The organism is Collinsella aerofaciens, from assembly GCF_039752955.1.
Lineage (GTDB): Bacteria > Actinomycetota > Coriobacteriia > Coriobacteriales > Coriobacteriaceae > Collinsella > Collinsella aerofaciens_BI.
This window is the reverse complement of the sequence record NZ_JBDMHB010000007.1, coordinates 56,365-69,046: the sequence shown is the minus strand read 5'-3', so window position 1 is coordinate 69,046 and position 12,682 is coordinate 56,365. Positions and strand designations below refer to the sequence as shown.

The 12,682-nt window shown below is 59.3% G+C and carries 10 protein-coding genes and 1 tRNA gene; 2 read left to right on the top strand and 9 right to left on the bottom strand.

The window, feature by feature from the left end; translation table 11 throughout:
• On the top strand, positions 1 to 244 hold a 244-nt coding region (locus ABHR75_RS03240; protein WP_346963616.1), incomplete at its 5' end, for a hypothetical protein.
• 189 nt (positions 245 to 433) lie between these two features.
• Here the strand turns inward: ABHR75_RS03240 and rplT are convergent.
• The 9 genes from rplT to recJ form a co-directional block, all read right to left on the bottom strand.
• Complete coding sequence (gene rplT, locus ABHR75_RS03235; protein WP_346963615.1) at positions 434 to 793, bottom strand: 50S ribosomal protein L20; 360 nt, start codon at positions 791 to 793, stop codon at positions 434 to 436.
• 46 nt (positions 794 to 839) lie between these two features.
• Positions 840 to 1,031, bottom strand: a complete 192-nt coding sequence (gene rpmI / locus ABHR75_RS03230) for a 50S ribosomal protein L35 (RefSeq protein WP_006234422.1) — start codon at positions 1,029 to 1,031, stop codon at positions 840 to 842.
• A gap of 32 nt (positions 1,032 to 1,063) precedes the next feature.
• Positions 1,064 to 1,633, bottom strand: coding sequence for a translation initiation factor IF-3 (infC, locus tag ABHR75_RS03225; protein WP_006234423.1), 570 nt, complete (start codon positions 1,631 to 1,633; stop codon positions 1,064 to 1,066).
• Between the two features lie 435 nt (positions 1,634 to 2,068).
• Positions 2,069 to 2,155: transfer RNA gene (locus ABHR75_RS03220), tRNA-Leu, on the bottom strand.
• Positions 2,156 to 2,194: 39 nt separating this feature from the next.
• A complete protein-coding gene (locus ABHR75_RS03215; protein WP_346963614.1) occupies positions 2,195 to 3,628 on the bottom strand; it encodes a transglutaminase-like domain-containing protein in 1,434 nt (477 codons plus the stop codon).
• A gap of 256 nt (positions 3,629 to 3,884) precedes the next feature.
• Positions 3,885 to 4,751, bottom strand: a complete 867-nt coding sequence (gene fba, locus ABHR75_RS03210) for a class II fructose-1,6-bisphosphate aldolase (protein WP_006234429.1) — start codon at positions 4,749 to 4,751, stop codon at positions 3,885 to 3,887.
• Positions 4,752 to 4,945: 194 nt separating this feature from the next.
• On the bottom strand, positions 4,946 to 5,629 hold the full coding sequence (locus ABHR75_RS03205) for an MBL fold metallo-hydrolase (RefSeq protein ID WP_346963613.1): 684 nt from the start codon (positions 5,627 to 5,629) through the stop codon (positions 4,946 to 4,948).
• Between the two features lie 89 nt (positions 5,630 to 5,718).
• The gene (locus ABHR75_RS03200; RefSeq protein WP_346963612.1) at positions 5,719 to 8,079 is read right to left on the bottom strand and encodes a RelA/SpoT family protein; all 2,361 of its coding nucleotides are present in this window, start codon (positions 8,077 to 8,079) and stop codon (positions 5,719 to 5,721) included.
• Between the two features lie 15 nt (positions 8,080 to 8,094).
• Positions 8,095 to 11,382, bottom strand: coding sequence for a single-stranded-DNA-specific exonuclease RecJ (gene recJ / locus ABHR75_RS03195; RefSeq protein ID WP_346963611.1), 3,288 nt, complete (start codon positions 11,380 to 11,382; stop codon positions 8,095 to 8,097).
• A gap of 274 nt (positions 11,383 to 11,656) precedes the next feature.
• Here recJ and ABHR75_RS03190 point away from each other — a divergent pair, with 274 nt between their 5' ends.
• Positions 11,657 to 12,655 carry a bile acid:sodium symporter family protein gene (locus ABHR75_RS03190; protein ID WP_195234625.1) on the top strand — a complete coding sequence of 333 codons (999 nt, stop codon included), beginning with the start codon at positions 11,657 to 11,659 and terminating at the stop codon, positions 12,653 to 12,655.
• Positions 12,656 to 12,682: the final 27 nt, after the last annotated feature.

Here is a 12,682-nt window from a genome sequence, read left to right as displayed (position 1 = left end):
GCCTCTCGGCGGCCTTGCGAAAAACAAATCCAAGTTAGACCATTTCAAATGGTTCGATGTCTGCCCGGATGCGACACTTGAAGTGTCCATCCTCGCAGTATCCGGTTCTCAAGGTGCACGCCTGCGCTGGTTCACGGTTGCACCGGGCCGCGCGGCAAGGAGATATATTGCCAGACCGCGAAGCCCTGTGGGACGTCAATTCCACTCTTCACAAGTCCTACACAATATATTGCTTTCTATATAAGTCATAGAAAGGCTGGTGCAGAAATACTGCACGTATCAGATGATGACCCTTCGGTTAAGAGATATATAAAGATCGGTCACCTGTAAGTGTCTATCTACCCGCGCTTTTGCTATATAAACCAGCGCTTCAGATAAAAAGAGGGAGCGCCGCGCATAACGCGACACTCCCCTAGCGATTCAAGAGAATCTATTAGGCCTCGAGAGCCTTCTTGGCGATGGTAGCCAGCTCGTTGAAGGACTCGATGTCCTCGTATGCCATCTGAGCCAGGACCTTGCGGTCGAGCTCGATGCCGGCAACCTTCAGGCCGTGCATGAACTGAGAGTAAGAGACGTCGTTCAGGCGAGCAGCAGCGTTGATACGAGTGATCCAAAGAGAACGGATCTCGCGCTTCTTGTTGCGGCGATCACGATACTGATACTGCAGGGAGTGCTGGACCTGCTCTTTAGCATGCTTGTAAGTACGCGAAGCGGCACCGTAGTAACCCTTCGCACGGTGCATAACGGTACGGCGCTTCTTCTTGGCGGCAACAGCGCGCTTAATACGTGCCATGTTCTATCAACTCCTAGACGGTAAAACGAAAAACGGGAACGCGAACTTAGGCGAGACGCGACTTGATGACCTTGCGGTCGGCAGCGGCAATCTCGGTCTCCTGACGGAAGCCACGCTTACGCTTGGTGGACTTCTTGCTCAGGATGTGGCTCTTGAAAGCCTTGGCGCGCATAAGCTTGCCGGTACCAGTCTTGCGGAAACGCTTCTTGGTGCCGCTGTGGGACTTCATCTTAGGCATGAAATACTCCTTAATCGGTTACAGAACACTAGTTACTTAGTATCGCTTGCCGCTTTATCCTCATCGAAGGCGCCCTTAATCGGGGCGAGCAGCATAAGCATGTTACGGCCTTCCATCTTAGGCTTGGACTCGACCGTAGCGTAAGGCTTGAGATCCTCGGCGAGACGCTCGAGAACGTTAAGGCCCTGCTCCGGGTGAGCCATCTCACGGCCGCGGAACATGATGGTGATCTTAACGCGTGCGCCCTTCTTGAGGAAACGCAGAACGTGGCCCTTCTTGGTCTCGTAGTCGCCAACGTCGATCTTGGGTCGGAACTTCATTTCCTTGACCTCGACCTTGGACTGGTTCTTACGAGCAGCCTTGGCCTTCATGGCCTGCTGGTACTTGAACTTACCGTAGTCCATGACCTTGCAGACCGGCGGCTCCGCGTTGGGAGCGATCTCGACCAGGTCGAGACCCTGATCGTCGGCGACACGCTGGGCATCGCGGATGGCGAACAGGCCGAGCTGAGAGCCATCGACGCCAATCAAACGGCACGAAGATGCAGTAATCTCGTCGTTGATGCGGGTGTCATCAGACTTAGCTATTTTCCCTACCTCCATTCATAAAAAAATAACCCGGCGCTTCTCAGCAACCAGGTCGTACACATAGAGTTCCTCGATTTGAGGAAGGGAATCTAAGTTGTATGACCAGTCAGCTGCTCATTGGCGCCAAAAGGTGGGAACCCTCGGGTTCCTCTTTAGGGCATTGCGGGAACAACGCCTTGCGAATAATAACACGTACAGCGCGTTATCACATTACGTACACGAAAAAGGGGGCCGCAACCCCCTTGAACGCTCACTTGCATGTATGGTGCCCGAGGCGAGACTCGAAGGGCCTTCGCTTCGCGAAGCCCCGGGCTTCGGGCGCGCGGCGCCCTCGCCACGCTCCGCTACAAACAGGCCACAGGCCTGTTTGCTTAACGCTTCGCGCGCTCACGCGAGTTCGGCACGAAAAAGGGGGCCGCAACCCCCCCCTCGAACGCTCACTTGCATGTATGGTGCCCGAGGCGAGACTCGAACTCGCACGTTGTTGCCAACGGTGGATTTTGAGTCCACTGCGTCTGCCAATTCCGCCACTCGGGCACGTAATGCGTGAGTTAGTTTATCACAGCTTTCTACCGATTAGTCCGAAAATGGAACTTCGAGCATTTCGACGAGTTCGACCGTGCGTAGCATCTCGCGCTGACGGCATCCGCGACCGTCGACCGAAGCCTCACCCATCTGGTTATCGTAAGGGTCCTCGCGCATGCCGTCGAAAGAGGGCTCAAACTCTGCCTGGAATCGATTGTTGGCCACCATACGCCATGGGTCGAGATTGCCAAAGTAGTGACGGCGGCGCCACTCCTCCCCCATCCTGCGAGCAGAAGATCCAAATGACACGTCGGCGTTGAGCCAACCGGTCTGCGACGTATAGAACTCTGCCCAGTCGTGCGACCCCACCGAATCGGGCGCAACGTAGAGGCCGCTCTGCCAACGGGCAGGCACGCCCGCGATACGGCACATGGTGATAAACGTGAGCGCCATAACGCCGCAATCGCCGCGGAGCGAATGCGCGCAGTCATCGGCAATAGATCCCAAAAGCAAGTACGGCGGCTGATAGCGATAGTCGATATACTGCGTCAGGTAATCATAGATAGCACGGGCGCGATCGAGCGGATCCTCGAGTCCGCCAACAACGCTGGCCGTCAGCTGCTGCAGATACGGCGTAAATGCAATGTGCGGACGGTCCTCGGAAATATCCTCGGGCAGAGGCGCGTCCATACGCGGATGAACCGGAAGTGTGCCACCGTAGACATCACAATAAGCAGCATCGATGTGATAACGATAAGTCACCGAGAATGAGCGCTCACTCGAAGAAGACCACGAGGCGGTACGCGCCGAAGCGTTCGCGGGAGCAACAGCACCCTCCGGCGTCATGTCGAGAATCTCGACCTGAGACTGTTGGCGGCAGGTGGCGGCTACGGGAAGCCAAGCGCGAACGGTCTCCCCCTCTAGAGCGCCGGGGACAGACAAGGACGCCTTAAGCGTAATAACGCGAGTCAATCCGTTTTGTGACTCCATCTCCTTGAGCATCTCGTTGCGCAGTGCAATTCCGTCCGTAGGATCGGGACGCATGCCGGGGACCTCTTTGGGATATACGCGAAGCGAATCGAGGAAGTTGTCGAGAACGAACAGCTCGCCATCGATAAAGCGCCAGTCAATACGCTTACGGTCAATCAGATCGTCAAACTGCTCATCGGTAAACTCGGGCCACTCCTCGCGGATCATCTCGATAGCCCGATCACGCGACACCGAAAAATGAAGCGGCGTCTCGAGCATGCGATACCGCTCGGCACGAACACAAGCAGCAAGCGAAGGCTCGGGGTTCTGTTCCAAAAGGCGATCGCAGGCAGCAACAGCCTGCGTCAAATAGCCGGCATCCTTGAGACGAAGAATCTCAGGCGGCAGTCCAATATCGAGATGACGAAAGTCATCACAGCAAACATCAACAGAGCAACCAACAGGACCCTCGTCAATAACCTTCCCATCAGCAGGTAAAACATCAACAACAGCCATAACCACTCCCACGTCAAACGACAAGTTGAGTCCATTGTACCGGCATAAAAACAAAGCCCCAACCAAGGAGCCCCTAACACCGATAAACGGTAGTCTAAATTATATGAAATCAGCCCAGTAACCCTGTAGCGAGTTAACGAAGGAGGCCCCGTTCACCCGGAGCTTTTCCCATTGCGCGACTTCTGGCAAAGCCAGGTGAGCGCAAGGGAAAAGCGTAGGGTGAACGGGGCCTCCGACGGGAAAGTTAAACCGCTACTTACGCCTTGTTGACGGAGCCAAACTCCTCCATGAGCTCCTTGGTGCGGGCAACGATGTTGTCGCGACCAGGCTTGAGGAGCTTGCGGGGGTCAAAGCCCTTGCCCTGCTGATCCTTGCCAGCCTCGATATACTCGCGAACGCCCTTGGCGAAGACGAGCTGCAGATCGGTGTTGACGTTGATCTTGGAGATACCCAGGGAGATGGCCTTCTTGATCTGATCCTCGGGGATGCCGGTACCACCGTGCAGAACGAGGGGCAGGTCGCCGGTCTGAGCCTTGATCTCGCCCAGACGCTCGAAGGAAAGGCCAGCCCAGTCGGCGGGATACACGCCGTGGATGTTGCCGATACCGCAGGCGAGGAAGTCGACGCCCAGGTCAGCAATCTGCTTGCACTCAGCGGGGTCAGCGAGCTCGCCGTTGGAGGTCACGCCGTCCTCGGTGCCGCCGATGCCGCCGACCTCGGCCTCGATGGACATGCCCTTGGAGTGGGCAAGCTCAACGAGCTCCTTGGTGCGGTCGAGGTTAAGCTGGAAGGTCTCCTCGTGAGAGCCGTCATACATGATGGACGTGAAGCCGGCCTCGATGCACTTGAAGCAGTCCTCGTAAGAACCGTGATCGAGGTGAAGGGCGACGGGGACGGTAACGCCCGTGGCCTCGACGGCAGCCTTGACCATGTCGGCGCAGACCTTGAAACCGCCCATCCACTTAGCGGCACCAGCGGTGCACTGAAGGATCAGCGGAGACTTGGCCTCCTCGGCGGCCTGGAGAATAGCCAGGGTCCACTCGAGGTTGTTGGTGTTGAAGGCACCGAGAGCGTACTTGCCGGCCTCGGCCTTCTTGAGCATGTCTGCTGCGTTGACGAGCATAAAAGAAACCTCCTGTAAGGTTGCTCCGATAACGCCTGAGATTTTACCACGACATACCCGAGCATAAACGTTCGTTTGTTCACGAATACCATCCGATTGGACAAATTTTGACCGTTTGCCCCACAGAATCGACCCACTGGGGAAAATAGCTTGACGATTGAGCGGTCTTCGTGGTTCGAAAGACGGCTTCGAGCCTACATCTGCATAAACGGGTTCTGCATAAGTTCGCGCGCCATCGTGGTCGAATCGCCATGGCCCGTCAAGCAAACGGTATCGGGCGGAAGCGTCTTGGCAAGTTTGGAGAGCGAGCGCATAATCGCCGCCTCGTCACCGCCGGAAAGATCGGTACGACCGTGACTGCCCGGGAAAAGCGTGTCGCCCACAAAGGCGATGTTCCCCTGCTCGGTCGCGGCGAACAGGACGATGCCGCCCGGCGTATGCCCCGGCGTCTCGATCACCTGCAGACAGACGTCGCCCACCTCGATTGTATCGCCCTCGGCAAGCAAGCGCGTCGGCTCACCCGGATCGGGCGTCTCGATACCCCACATGGCGCGCTGCTCCTCGATATTTGCGCGAGGTACCGTCACGTCCTTAGCGCACAACTCATATAGTGCGCTGTCGCCAACGACAGCTCGAACCCCGGCAACCCCGCCAACATGGTCGGCATGACCGTGCGTGCAGACAGAGCCGAGTACGCGCACCTCGGGATGCGCGGTGCGGATATGCTCCACAAGACGCTCGCCCTCCCACGCCGGATCGACGATTAAGCACTCGTCATTCGAAATCACGGCGTAGCTGTTGGTCTGAATCGGGCCGTTGACGAGTGCCTCAATCGAAACCGCACCTCGGGGTGTCAGGTCCAAAGTCATATCGCCCATGCGCATACCCTCCTTCTAAAATACGTTCGAGGCACCAAACGATGCCTCGAACGTAACCAATTATCTATGATGCTGAGAGGCTCTCGCACCTACACACGGCGCTTGAGCTGAGCTCCGCCTTCGCCGGGCATAAGACGGCGCGCGTCGTAGACCGAGTCAACACTGCTGATGGAAGCCAGCAGCGGATCCAGACCACTCGCGTCCGAGATCTCGACCATAAAGCGCAGGGTTGCAATACCCTCGCGGTTGGTCGACGTGGCGGCAGAAAGGATATTGCCACCCGCATCGCCAATGGCAATGGTGACATCCTTGAGCAGGCCCATGCGGTCCAAGCACTCGACCACGATCTCGACCTGGAAGAGGGTGTCAGCAGCGCCGTCCCACTCCACATCGATCATGCGCTCGGGATGTTCCATAAGACCCTTGACGTTGGGGCAGTTGGCGCGATGCACCGAAACGCCACGACCGCGCGTGATGAAGCCGACGATGTCGTCACCCGTCACGGGGTTGCAGCAATGAGCCAGACGGACCAGCAGGCCGCTGTTGCTCTCGCCCTTGACGATAATGCCGTTACTGGCGCTCTTGCCGCGCTTTTGCGGCTTGCGGTTGGAGCCGCGAGCGGGCTGCTTCACGACCTCGGCGATAGCCTCGGCCTTGGTGAGCTGTTCCTCGGGCTTGGGGTCCAAGATTTGCTCGACCTTATTGCCCACAGCGCGCGGGGCAACCTTGCCGGCGCCGACGGCGGCAAACAGGTCCTCGAGCTGCTTGAAGTTAAACTGCTCCGCCACGGCGTTGAGTGCACGCGTCGAACGCGGCGTAGAAATGCCATAGCCACGCTTACGCAGGTCCTTGGCCAGCATATCGCGACCGGCGGCAGCGTCGTCGTCCTTGGTCGCAGCGGCAAAATAGCGGCGGATCTTTGACTTGGCGGAAGGTGTCTTAACGATCTTGAGCCAATCGCGCGACGGCTTGGAACTCTTGTTAGTCAGGATTTCAACGCGGTCGCCCGTCTTGATCTCGTGCGTGAGCGGAGCCACCGCACCGTTGATTTTGGCGCCGACGCAATGGTTTCCCACCTCGGTATGAACGGCATAGGCAAAGTCGAGCGGCGTGGAGCCAGCACGAAGCGCCATGACCTCGCCTTTGGGCGTGAAGACAAAGATCTCCTGATCGAACAGATCGACCTTCAGCGAGTGCAGGTATTCCTTGGCATCGGTAATCTCGTCGGAAGCCGCCCAATCGAGCGAATGCTTGAGCCAGTTGATCTGGTCGTCCAAACGTTGAGCGTCATTGGTCTTGGAAGCAGACGATCCGCCCGACTTCTTATATAGCCAGTGGGCGGCAATGCCGTACTCGGCCTGCTCATGCATCTCGTAGGTTCGAATCTGAATCTCGAGCGGACGAGCCGTAGGGCCGATGACCGTCGTGTGGAGCGACTGGTAGTTATTGACCTTGGGCATGGCGATATAGTCTTTAAAGCGACCAGGCATGGGGTGCCACAGCGTATGCACCGCACCGAGCGTGGAGTAGCAATCGCGCACCGAATGGGTAATTACGCGCAGCGCCACCAGGTCGTAGATCTCGGAGAACTCCTTGCCCTTGCGCTTCATCTTTTGGTAGATGGACCAATAGTGCTTGGAGCGGCCGTTGATCTGGAAGTCCTCCAGACCAATGCGGTTGAGCTCATCGGTAAGCGTCTTGATGGTCTCGGCAAGGTAGCGCTCGCGGACCTCGCGCGACTCAGCCACCATGCGCGCGATGCGCTGGTAGGCATCGGGCTCCAGGTAGAAGAAGGACAGGTCCTCGAGCTCCCACTTAATAGAGCTCATGCCCAGGCGGTCGGCCAAGGGCGCGTACACGTCCATGGTCTCGCGAGCCTTAAACAGGCGACGATCCTCGCGCAGGGCTGCCAGCGTTCGCATGTTGTGCAGACGGTCGGCAAGTTTAACGATGATGACGCGAATGTCCTTGGACATGGCGAGGAACATCTTGCGCAGCGTGAGCGCCTGCTTCTCGTCCATGCTGTCGACTTCGATGTTGGTGAGCTTGGTCACGCCATCGACGAGCTCGGCCACCGTATCGCCAAACAGGCCGGAAACATCGGCAAGAGAAGTCTCGGTATCCTCGACGGTATCGTGCAGCAGCGCGGCGCACACCACATCGCAGTCCATCTTGAGATCGGCCAAAATGATGGCAACCTCGACGGGATGGTTAATGTACATCTCGCCCGAGCGGCGCTTTTGGTTGCAGTGCTTCTCGGCGGCAAAGCAGTAGGCCTGCTCAACCTTAGAAAAGTCGCCCTCATTCATATATTTGAGGCACAGGCGCTCCAGCTTGTCGTAGCTGTCCGCCATAATCTCGGGCGGCAGCTCATCGGCATGCTTATAGTGCTCCATCTCCGAAAACGGCTGGAGGGTGGAATCATGGGCGGTACGGGCTGCGGCATCCATCGAGGTCCCCTTCCCCTAGGCCCGCGGTACGATCGGGCGGTTAACTTTGGCTAGCATATCAGAAGCGCACGAATCGAGCGCCCAGCTCCGGAAAGCCGAAAACTCCATGCGCGAGCGCAAGCCCTCCAAATAGCGAATTGACCTGCTCAATTGCACGCGGCCGGGGTTTTCGGCCATCGCGATACGACGAGTGTCGTCAAACCCCGAAACGCGACAGAAACCAAGCTCTTCGAAGATTCCCAGGCCGCTTTCCACCGAGCGCTCGTCGACCGGCGTGCGAGCATCGATGGCAAGGCACATCTGCGCGATGTCGATATCGCTCGCGCTAAAGGAATCGTCCCCGGTTTTGCCGCGGTTGGAGCGCCACATGGTCTGCAGCGCGCGATAGAGCGTGACGAGCTCGTCGCGCTCGGGCGCATAGCAGTCGAGCAGGCGCTCGTTAATGCGGGCGTCGCGCGACGAATAGAGCAGATGGATTACGGCGGGCTGGCCGTCGCGGCCGGCACGTCCGCTCATCTGGTTGAACTCGATGGCGCCAAACGGCATGTGGTAGAGCACGACATGGCGGATATCGGGCAGGTTGACACCCTCGCCAAAGGCGGAGGTCGAAACGATGCAGCTGAGGCTGCCGTCTCGAAACGCTTCTTCTACGCGATGGCGGTCGGTGCGCGTAAGGCCAGCGTTATAGAACGCGATACGGGTCGCACAGTCGGGAACGCGTTTGCGTAGTGTCTTGGCAAGCGCCACGGACTGATCACGCGAATTGACGTAAATGACGGTCTTCTCCCCCGTCGCCACGATCGACACTAAACGGTTCTCGCGGCTCGCAAGGTCGCGGTCGTCCTCGAGCTGCAGGTTCTCGCGCACCGTCTCGTCGACCACCGTGCGAGTGATCGGCAACATGCGGGCAAGCTCGGCCACGACCGGAGCCGTCGCGGTGGCCGTCGCAGCCATAACGACCGGGTCGCCCAGGGCTTTGAGGATATCGGGCATGTCGAGATAGGCGCTGCGGTCGCCGCCCTTGGCAAGGCCGGCGTGGTGCGCCTCATCGATAACGACAAAGCCGATGCGGCCCGAACGCGCGAAGCGGTCACGGTGGATAGACAGGAACTCGGGCGTCGTGAGCACGATACCGGTGCGGCCCGAAGCCAGGCCGGCGAACACGTCATCGCGCGCCGCCTCCACGGTCTCGCCGGTCAACACGCCGACGCCAATGCCGAGCGCGGCCATCGTCGACGAGAGGTGATAGGCCTGGTCGGCAACGAGCGCGCGCAGCGGATAGACAAAGATGCTCGCACGCCCGCGAAGAACCGCCTCGCGCGCGGCATGCACATGGAAGATGAGCGACTTGCCGCGTCCCGTTCCCATAACGGCCAGAACACTTTGGTGATCGGCCAGGGCATCGAGCGCCTCGACCTGCGCGCGGTGCGGCTGGTTCGAGCCTATAAAGCTATGGATAAGCGAGCGCGTGAGCTCGGTATAGGAAAGCTGGGCGAGCGTCTCGCGCTTGCGCGACTCCAGGCGCAGGCCGGAATCCGCCGGCTGCACGCCACGACGAAGCTCGCATGCCGGATCGTCGACGCTGGGCAGCATGGTATCGCGGACCAGAACATCCTTGATCATGAGCTTGGGCTTCACACGCCCCTGCCAATGCTCGGCAACGGCCTCGAACACCAAGTCGACAGCGCTATCGCAGTTGATGAGCTTATCGATTTGCGGCACGCGGAACATAATGGCCGGCACACTCGCGGCGCCATCGGTCGCCACAAAGCGCATGTGCTCGCCGGTTTTGCCCACCACGGCGCGATCGCACATCGTCACGCCCTCGGCGGCCAGCAGCGGCACCTTATTACCCTGGCCAAACGGCTCAAGGCGGGAAATCTGCTCTATAGTCTCGATATTCAGCTCGGAAAGGTCGACCGTGGCGGCAACCTCGTCGGTGTCCTCAAAGTCCTCGGCGGGAAGCTCGGACAACACGGCGGAAAGGCGACGGCGGAACTCATCGAGCTTGGACGCCTCGATGGTCACACCCACCGCGCCGGCATGTCCGCCGCGACGAATCATCAGGTCGGAACAGCGCTCGATAGCGTCAAACAGGTTAACTTTGCCCACCGAGCGACCAGAGCCGCGCGCGATACCATCCTCGATCGAGAACAGCAGCGCCGGCACGTGGTAGCGGTTGGTCAGACGGCTTGCCACGATGCCCTTGACGCCCTCGTGCCAGCCTTCGCCGCCCACGACGATCGCGCGTCCGCCGTCATAGGTCTCCTCGACCTTTGCCATGGCATCGCGCGTGAGCTCCGCCTCGATCTCACGGCGCTGGCGGTTGATTTCCTCGAGCTCAGCCGCCAGCGCGCTTGCTTCGATGGGATTGCGGGCAAGCAGCAGGTCGAGCGCCAGCTTGGGATCGGCCATGCGACCGGCAGCGTTTAAGCGGGGAATGAGCGAGAATGACAGGCCATCCGCCGTAATGCTCGAAAGGTCCGCCTTGGCGAGCGCGGCAAGCGCGATATAGCCGGGGCGAGCGGTTACGCGCATCTGCTGGATGCCCTCGGCAACCAGCGCGCGGTTCTCGGGCGTGAGCGGCATCATGTCGGACACGGTGCCCAGCGCCGCGACCTCGATTAGCGAACGCCAATACGACGGCTTGCCCAGGCGCTCACCCAGGACTTGCACCAGCTTGAGCGCCACACCAGCACCGGCAAGCTCGCGCGAGGGGCCCTCGTCCTCGAGCTTGGGGTCGGTCAGGGGCACACCCTGCGGCACCTGGTCGGAGGGCTCGTGATGGTCCGTGACCACCAAATCGATCCCCAGGCTCTCCAGATAGGAAACCTCTTCCTTGGCGGCAATGCCGTTATCGACGGTCACGATCAGCTGGGGGCGAGCGAGCTCGTTAACGCGGTCGAGTGCCGCGCGCGAAAGACCGTAGCCCTCATCAAAGCGATGCGGAATAAACGGCGTGACATCGGCGCCAAACGTGCGCAGCGCCTCGGTCAACAGGCAGGTCGACGTAATGCCGTCAACGTCAAAATCGCCAAAGACTGCAATGTGCTCGTGGTTGCGAATAGCGCGCTCAACGCGGTCGGCAACGACCGACATGCCCGGGATAATGAGTGGGTCGGCCCAGTCGCGATCGAGCGAAGGCGTCAAAAACAATTGGCCCTCTTTGATGGAGCCAATGCCGTGCGCGACCATAATGCGCGCCACCAGCCCAGGAATGCCCAGACCAGCCGAAAGTTCCTTTTCGAGCTCGGGATTTTGCTGAGCGACCGCCCAGCGATGCGTCGTCTTAAGCGATGACATAGGCACCCACCCCCGATAGGGGCAGGTCGCCGCGATACCTCTCACGGTTCATAGCGATGAGTCCTCTGTGTATGCCCGCTTCGGCAGGCAGATCTGTTGAACGGATTTATTATACCGTGCAGCGCGGACGCAAAACGCCGCGGTGCGCCGCGGTTTCGGCAAACGATGGCGGTAATGGCCTCGAAACAATCGAGCGTTTCAGCCGCACGGACACATACGAGCGTCTAGCATATCCATACAAACAAGTTCGCGGATAAAGGGAGTCGCGGGGCATATGAAGCAATGGGCTGGACTGGGGAAGTTCCTCGCGGGGCACATGCAGATCATCGTTCCGATTTGTGTGGCGCTCGGCGTGCTCTTTCCTCAACAGATCGGCGTTCTCAAGCCCATTGTTCCCGCCCTCTTCGCCTTTATGACGTTTCAGGGTGCGCTCAGCAACACCTTTCACCAGGTAGCCGAGGTGTTCCACCGTCCGCTGCACCTGATTCTGGCGTTGTTGGTCTCGGCGGCGCTTATTCCCATCGCGGCCTATGCCATGGGATCGTTGTTCTTTGGTTCCAACCCCAACCTTGTCTGCGGCATCGTGCTCGAATACAGTGTGCCCGTGGCAGTCACCGCTTTTATGTGGATCAGCATGTTCGGCGGCAACGGACCGCTCGCGCTCACCATCATCCTGACGTCCTCGGTCATCTCCCCTGTGACGATTCCGCTTACGCTCAAGCTCCTGCTGGGCGCCACCGTCTCGATCGACGTGCCGAGCATGATGCAGAACATGGCCTTTATGATCGCCATCCCCGCTGTGCTCGGCATCGTGATCAACGAGCTCACGCGCGGCTGGGGGCACGAGAAACTCTCCCCCGCGCTCTCGCCCGCCTGCAAGTTCATGATGATGGGCGTTATCGCCTCCAACTCCACCGCCATGAGCGAGTACGTGCTGCACATGAACGCGGTGCGCTTGGAAGTCGCCCTCTTTATTTTGGTCTTCGCCATCAGCGGCTTTGTCGTCGGCATTCTGGTCGCCCGCGCGCTGCATCTGCCATATAGCGAAACGACCACCATGTGCTTTACCTGCGGCATGCGCAATATCTCTTCGGGCGCCGTCATCGCCACGCAATACTTTCCGGGCGAAGTTGTGTTTCCCGTCATGTGTGGAACGTTGTTTCAGCAGGTGCTCGCCTCGCTTATCGGGCACTTCTTTGAGCGTCTGACCGGCGAGGAGCGCGCCGCCCAGCGCAAGCGCGTCGAGGCCGGCCGCGATGCAATGGCGCGCTAAACCGTCCGTAGTGTGCGGGCGCTCACT

Bases quoted from the DNA above. Each gene is read 5' to 3' on its own strand.
- rplT (WP_346963615.1), bottom strand. From the start codon at position 793: ATGGCACGTATTAAGCGCGCTGTTGCCGCCAAGAAGAAGCGCCGTACC.
- rpmI (WP_006234422.1), bottom strand. From the start codon at position 1,031: ATGCCTAAGATGAAGTCCCACAGCGGCACCAAGAAGCGTTTCCGCAAG.
- infC (WP_006234423.1), bottom strand. From the start codon at position 1,633: ATGGAGGTAGGGAAAATAGCTAAGTCTGATGACACCCGCATCAACGAC.
- ABHR75_RS03215 (WP_346963614.1), bottom strand. From the start codon at position 3,628: ATGGCTGTTGTTGATGTTTTACCTGCTGATGGGAAGGTTATTGACGAG.
- fba (WP_006234429.1), bottom strand. From the start codon at position 4,751: ATGCTCGTCAACGCAGCAGACATGCTCAAGAAGGCCGAGGCCGGCAAG.
- ABHR75_RS03205 (WP_346963613.1), bottom strand. From the start codon at position 5,629: ATGGGCGATATGACTTTGGACCTGACACCCCGAGGTGCGGTTTCGATT.
- ABHR75_RS03200 (WP_346963612.1), bottom strand. From the start codon at position 8,079: ATGGATGCCGCAGCCCGTACCGCCCATGATTCCACCCTCCAGCCGTTT.
- recJ (WP_346963611.1), bottom strand. From the start codon at position 11,382: ATGTCATCGCTTAAGACGACGCATCGCTGGGCGGTCGCTCAGCAAAAT.
- ABHR75_RS03190 (WP_195234625.1), top strand. From the start codon at position 11,657: ATGAAGCAATGGGCTGGACTGGGGAAGTTCCTCGCGGGGCACATGCAG.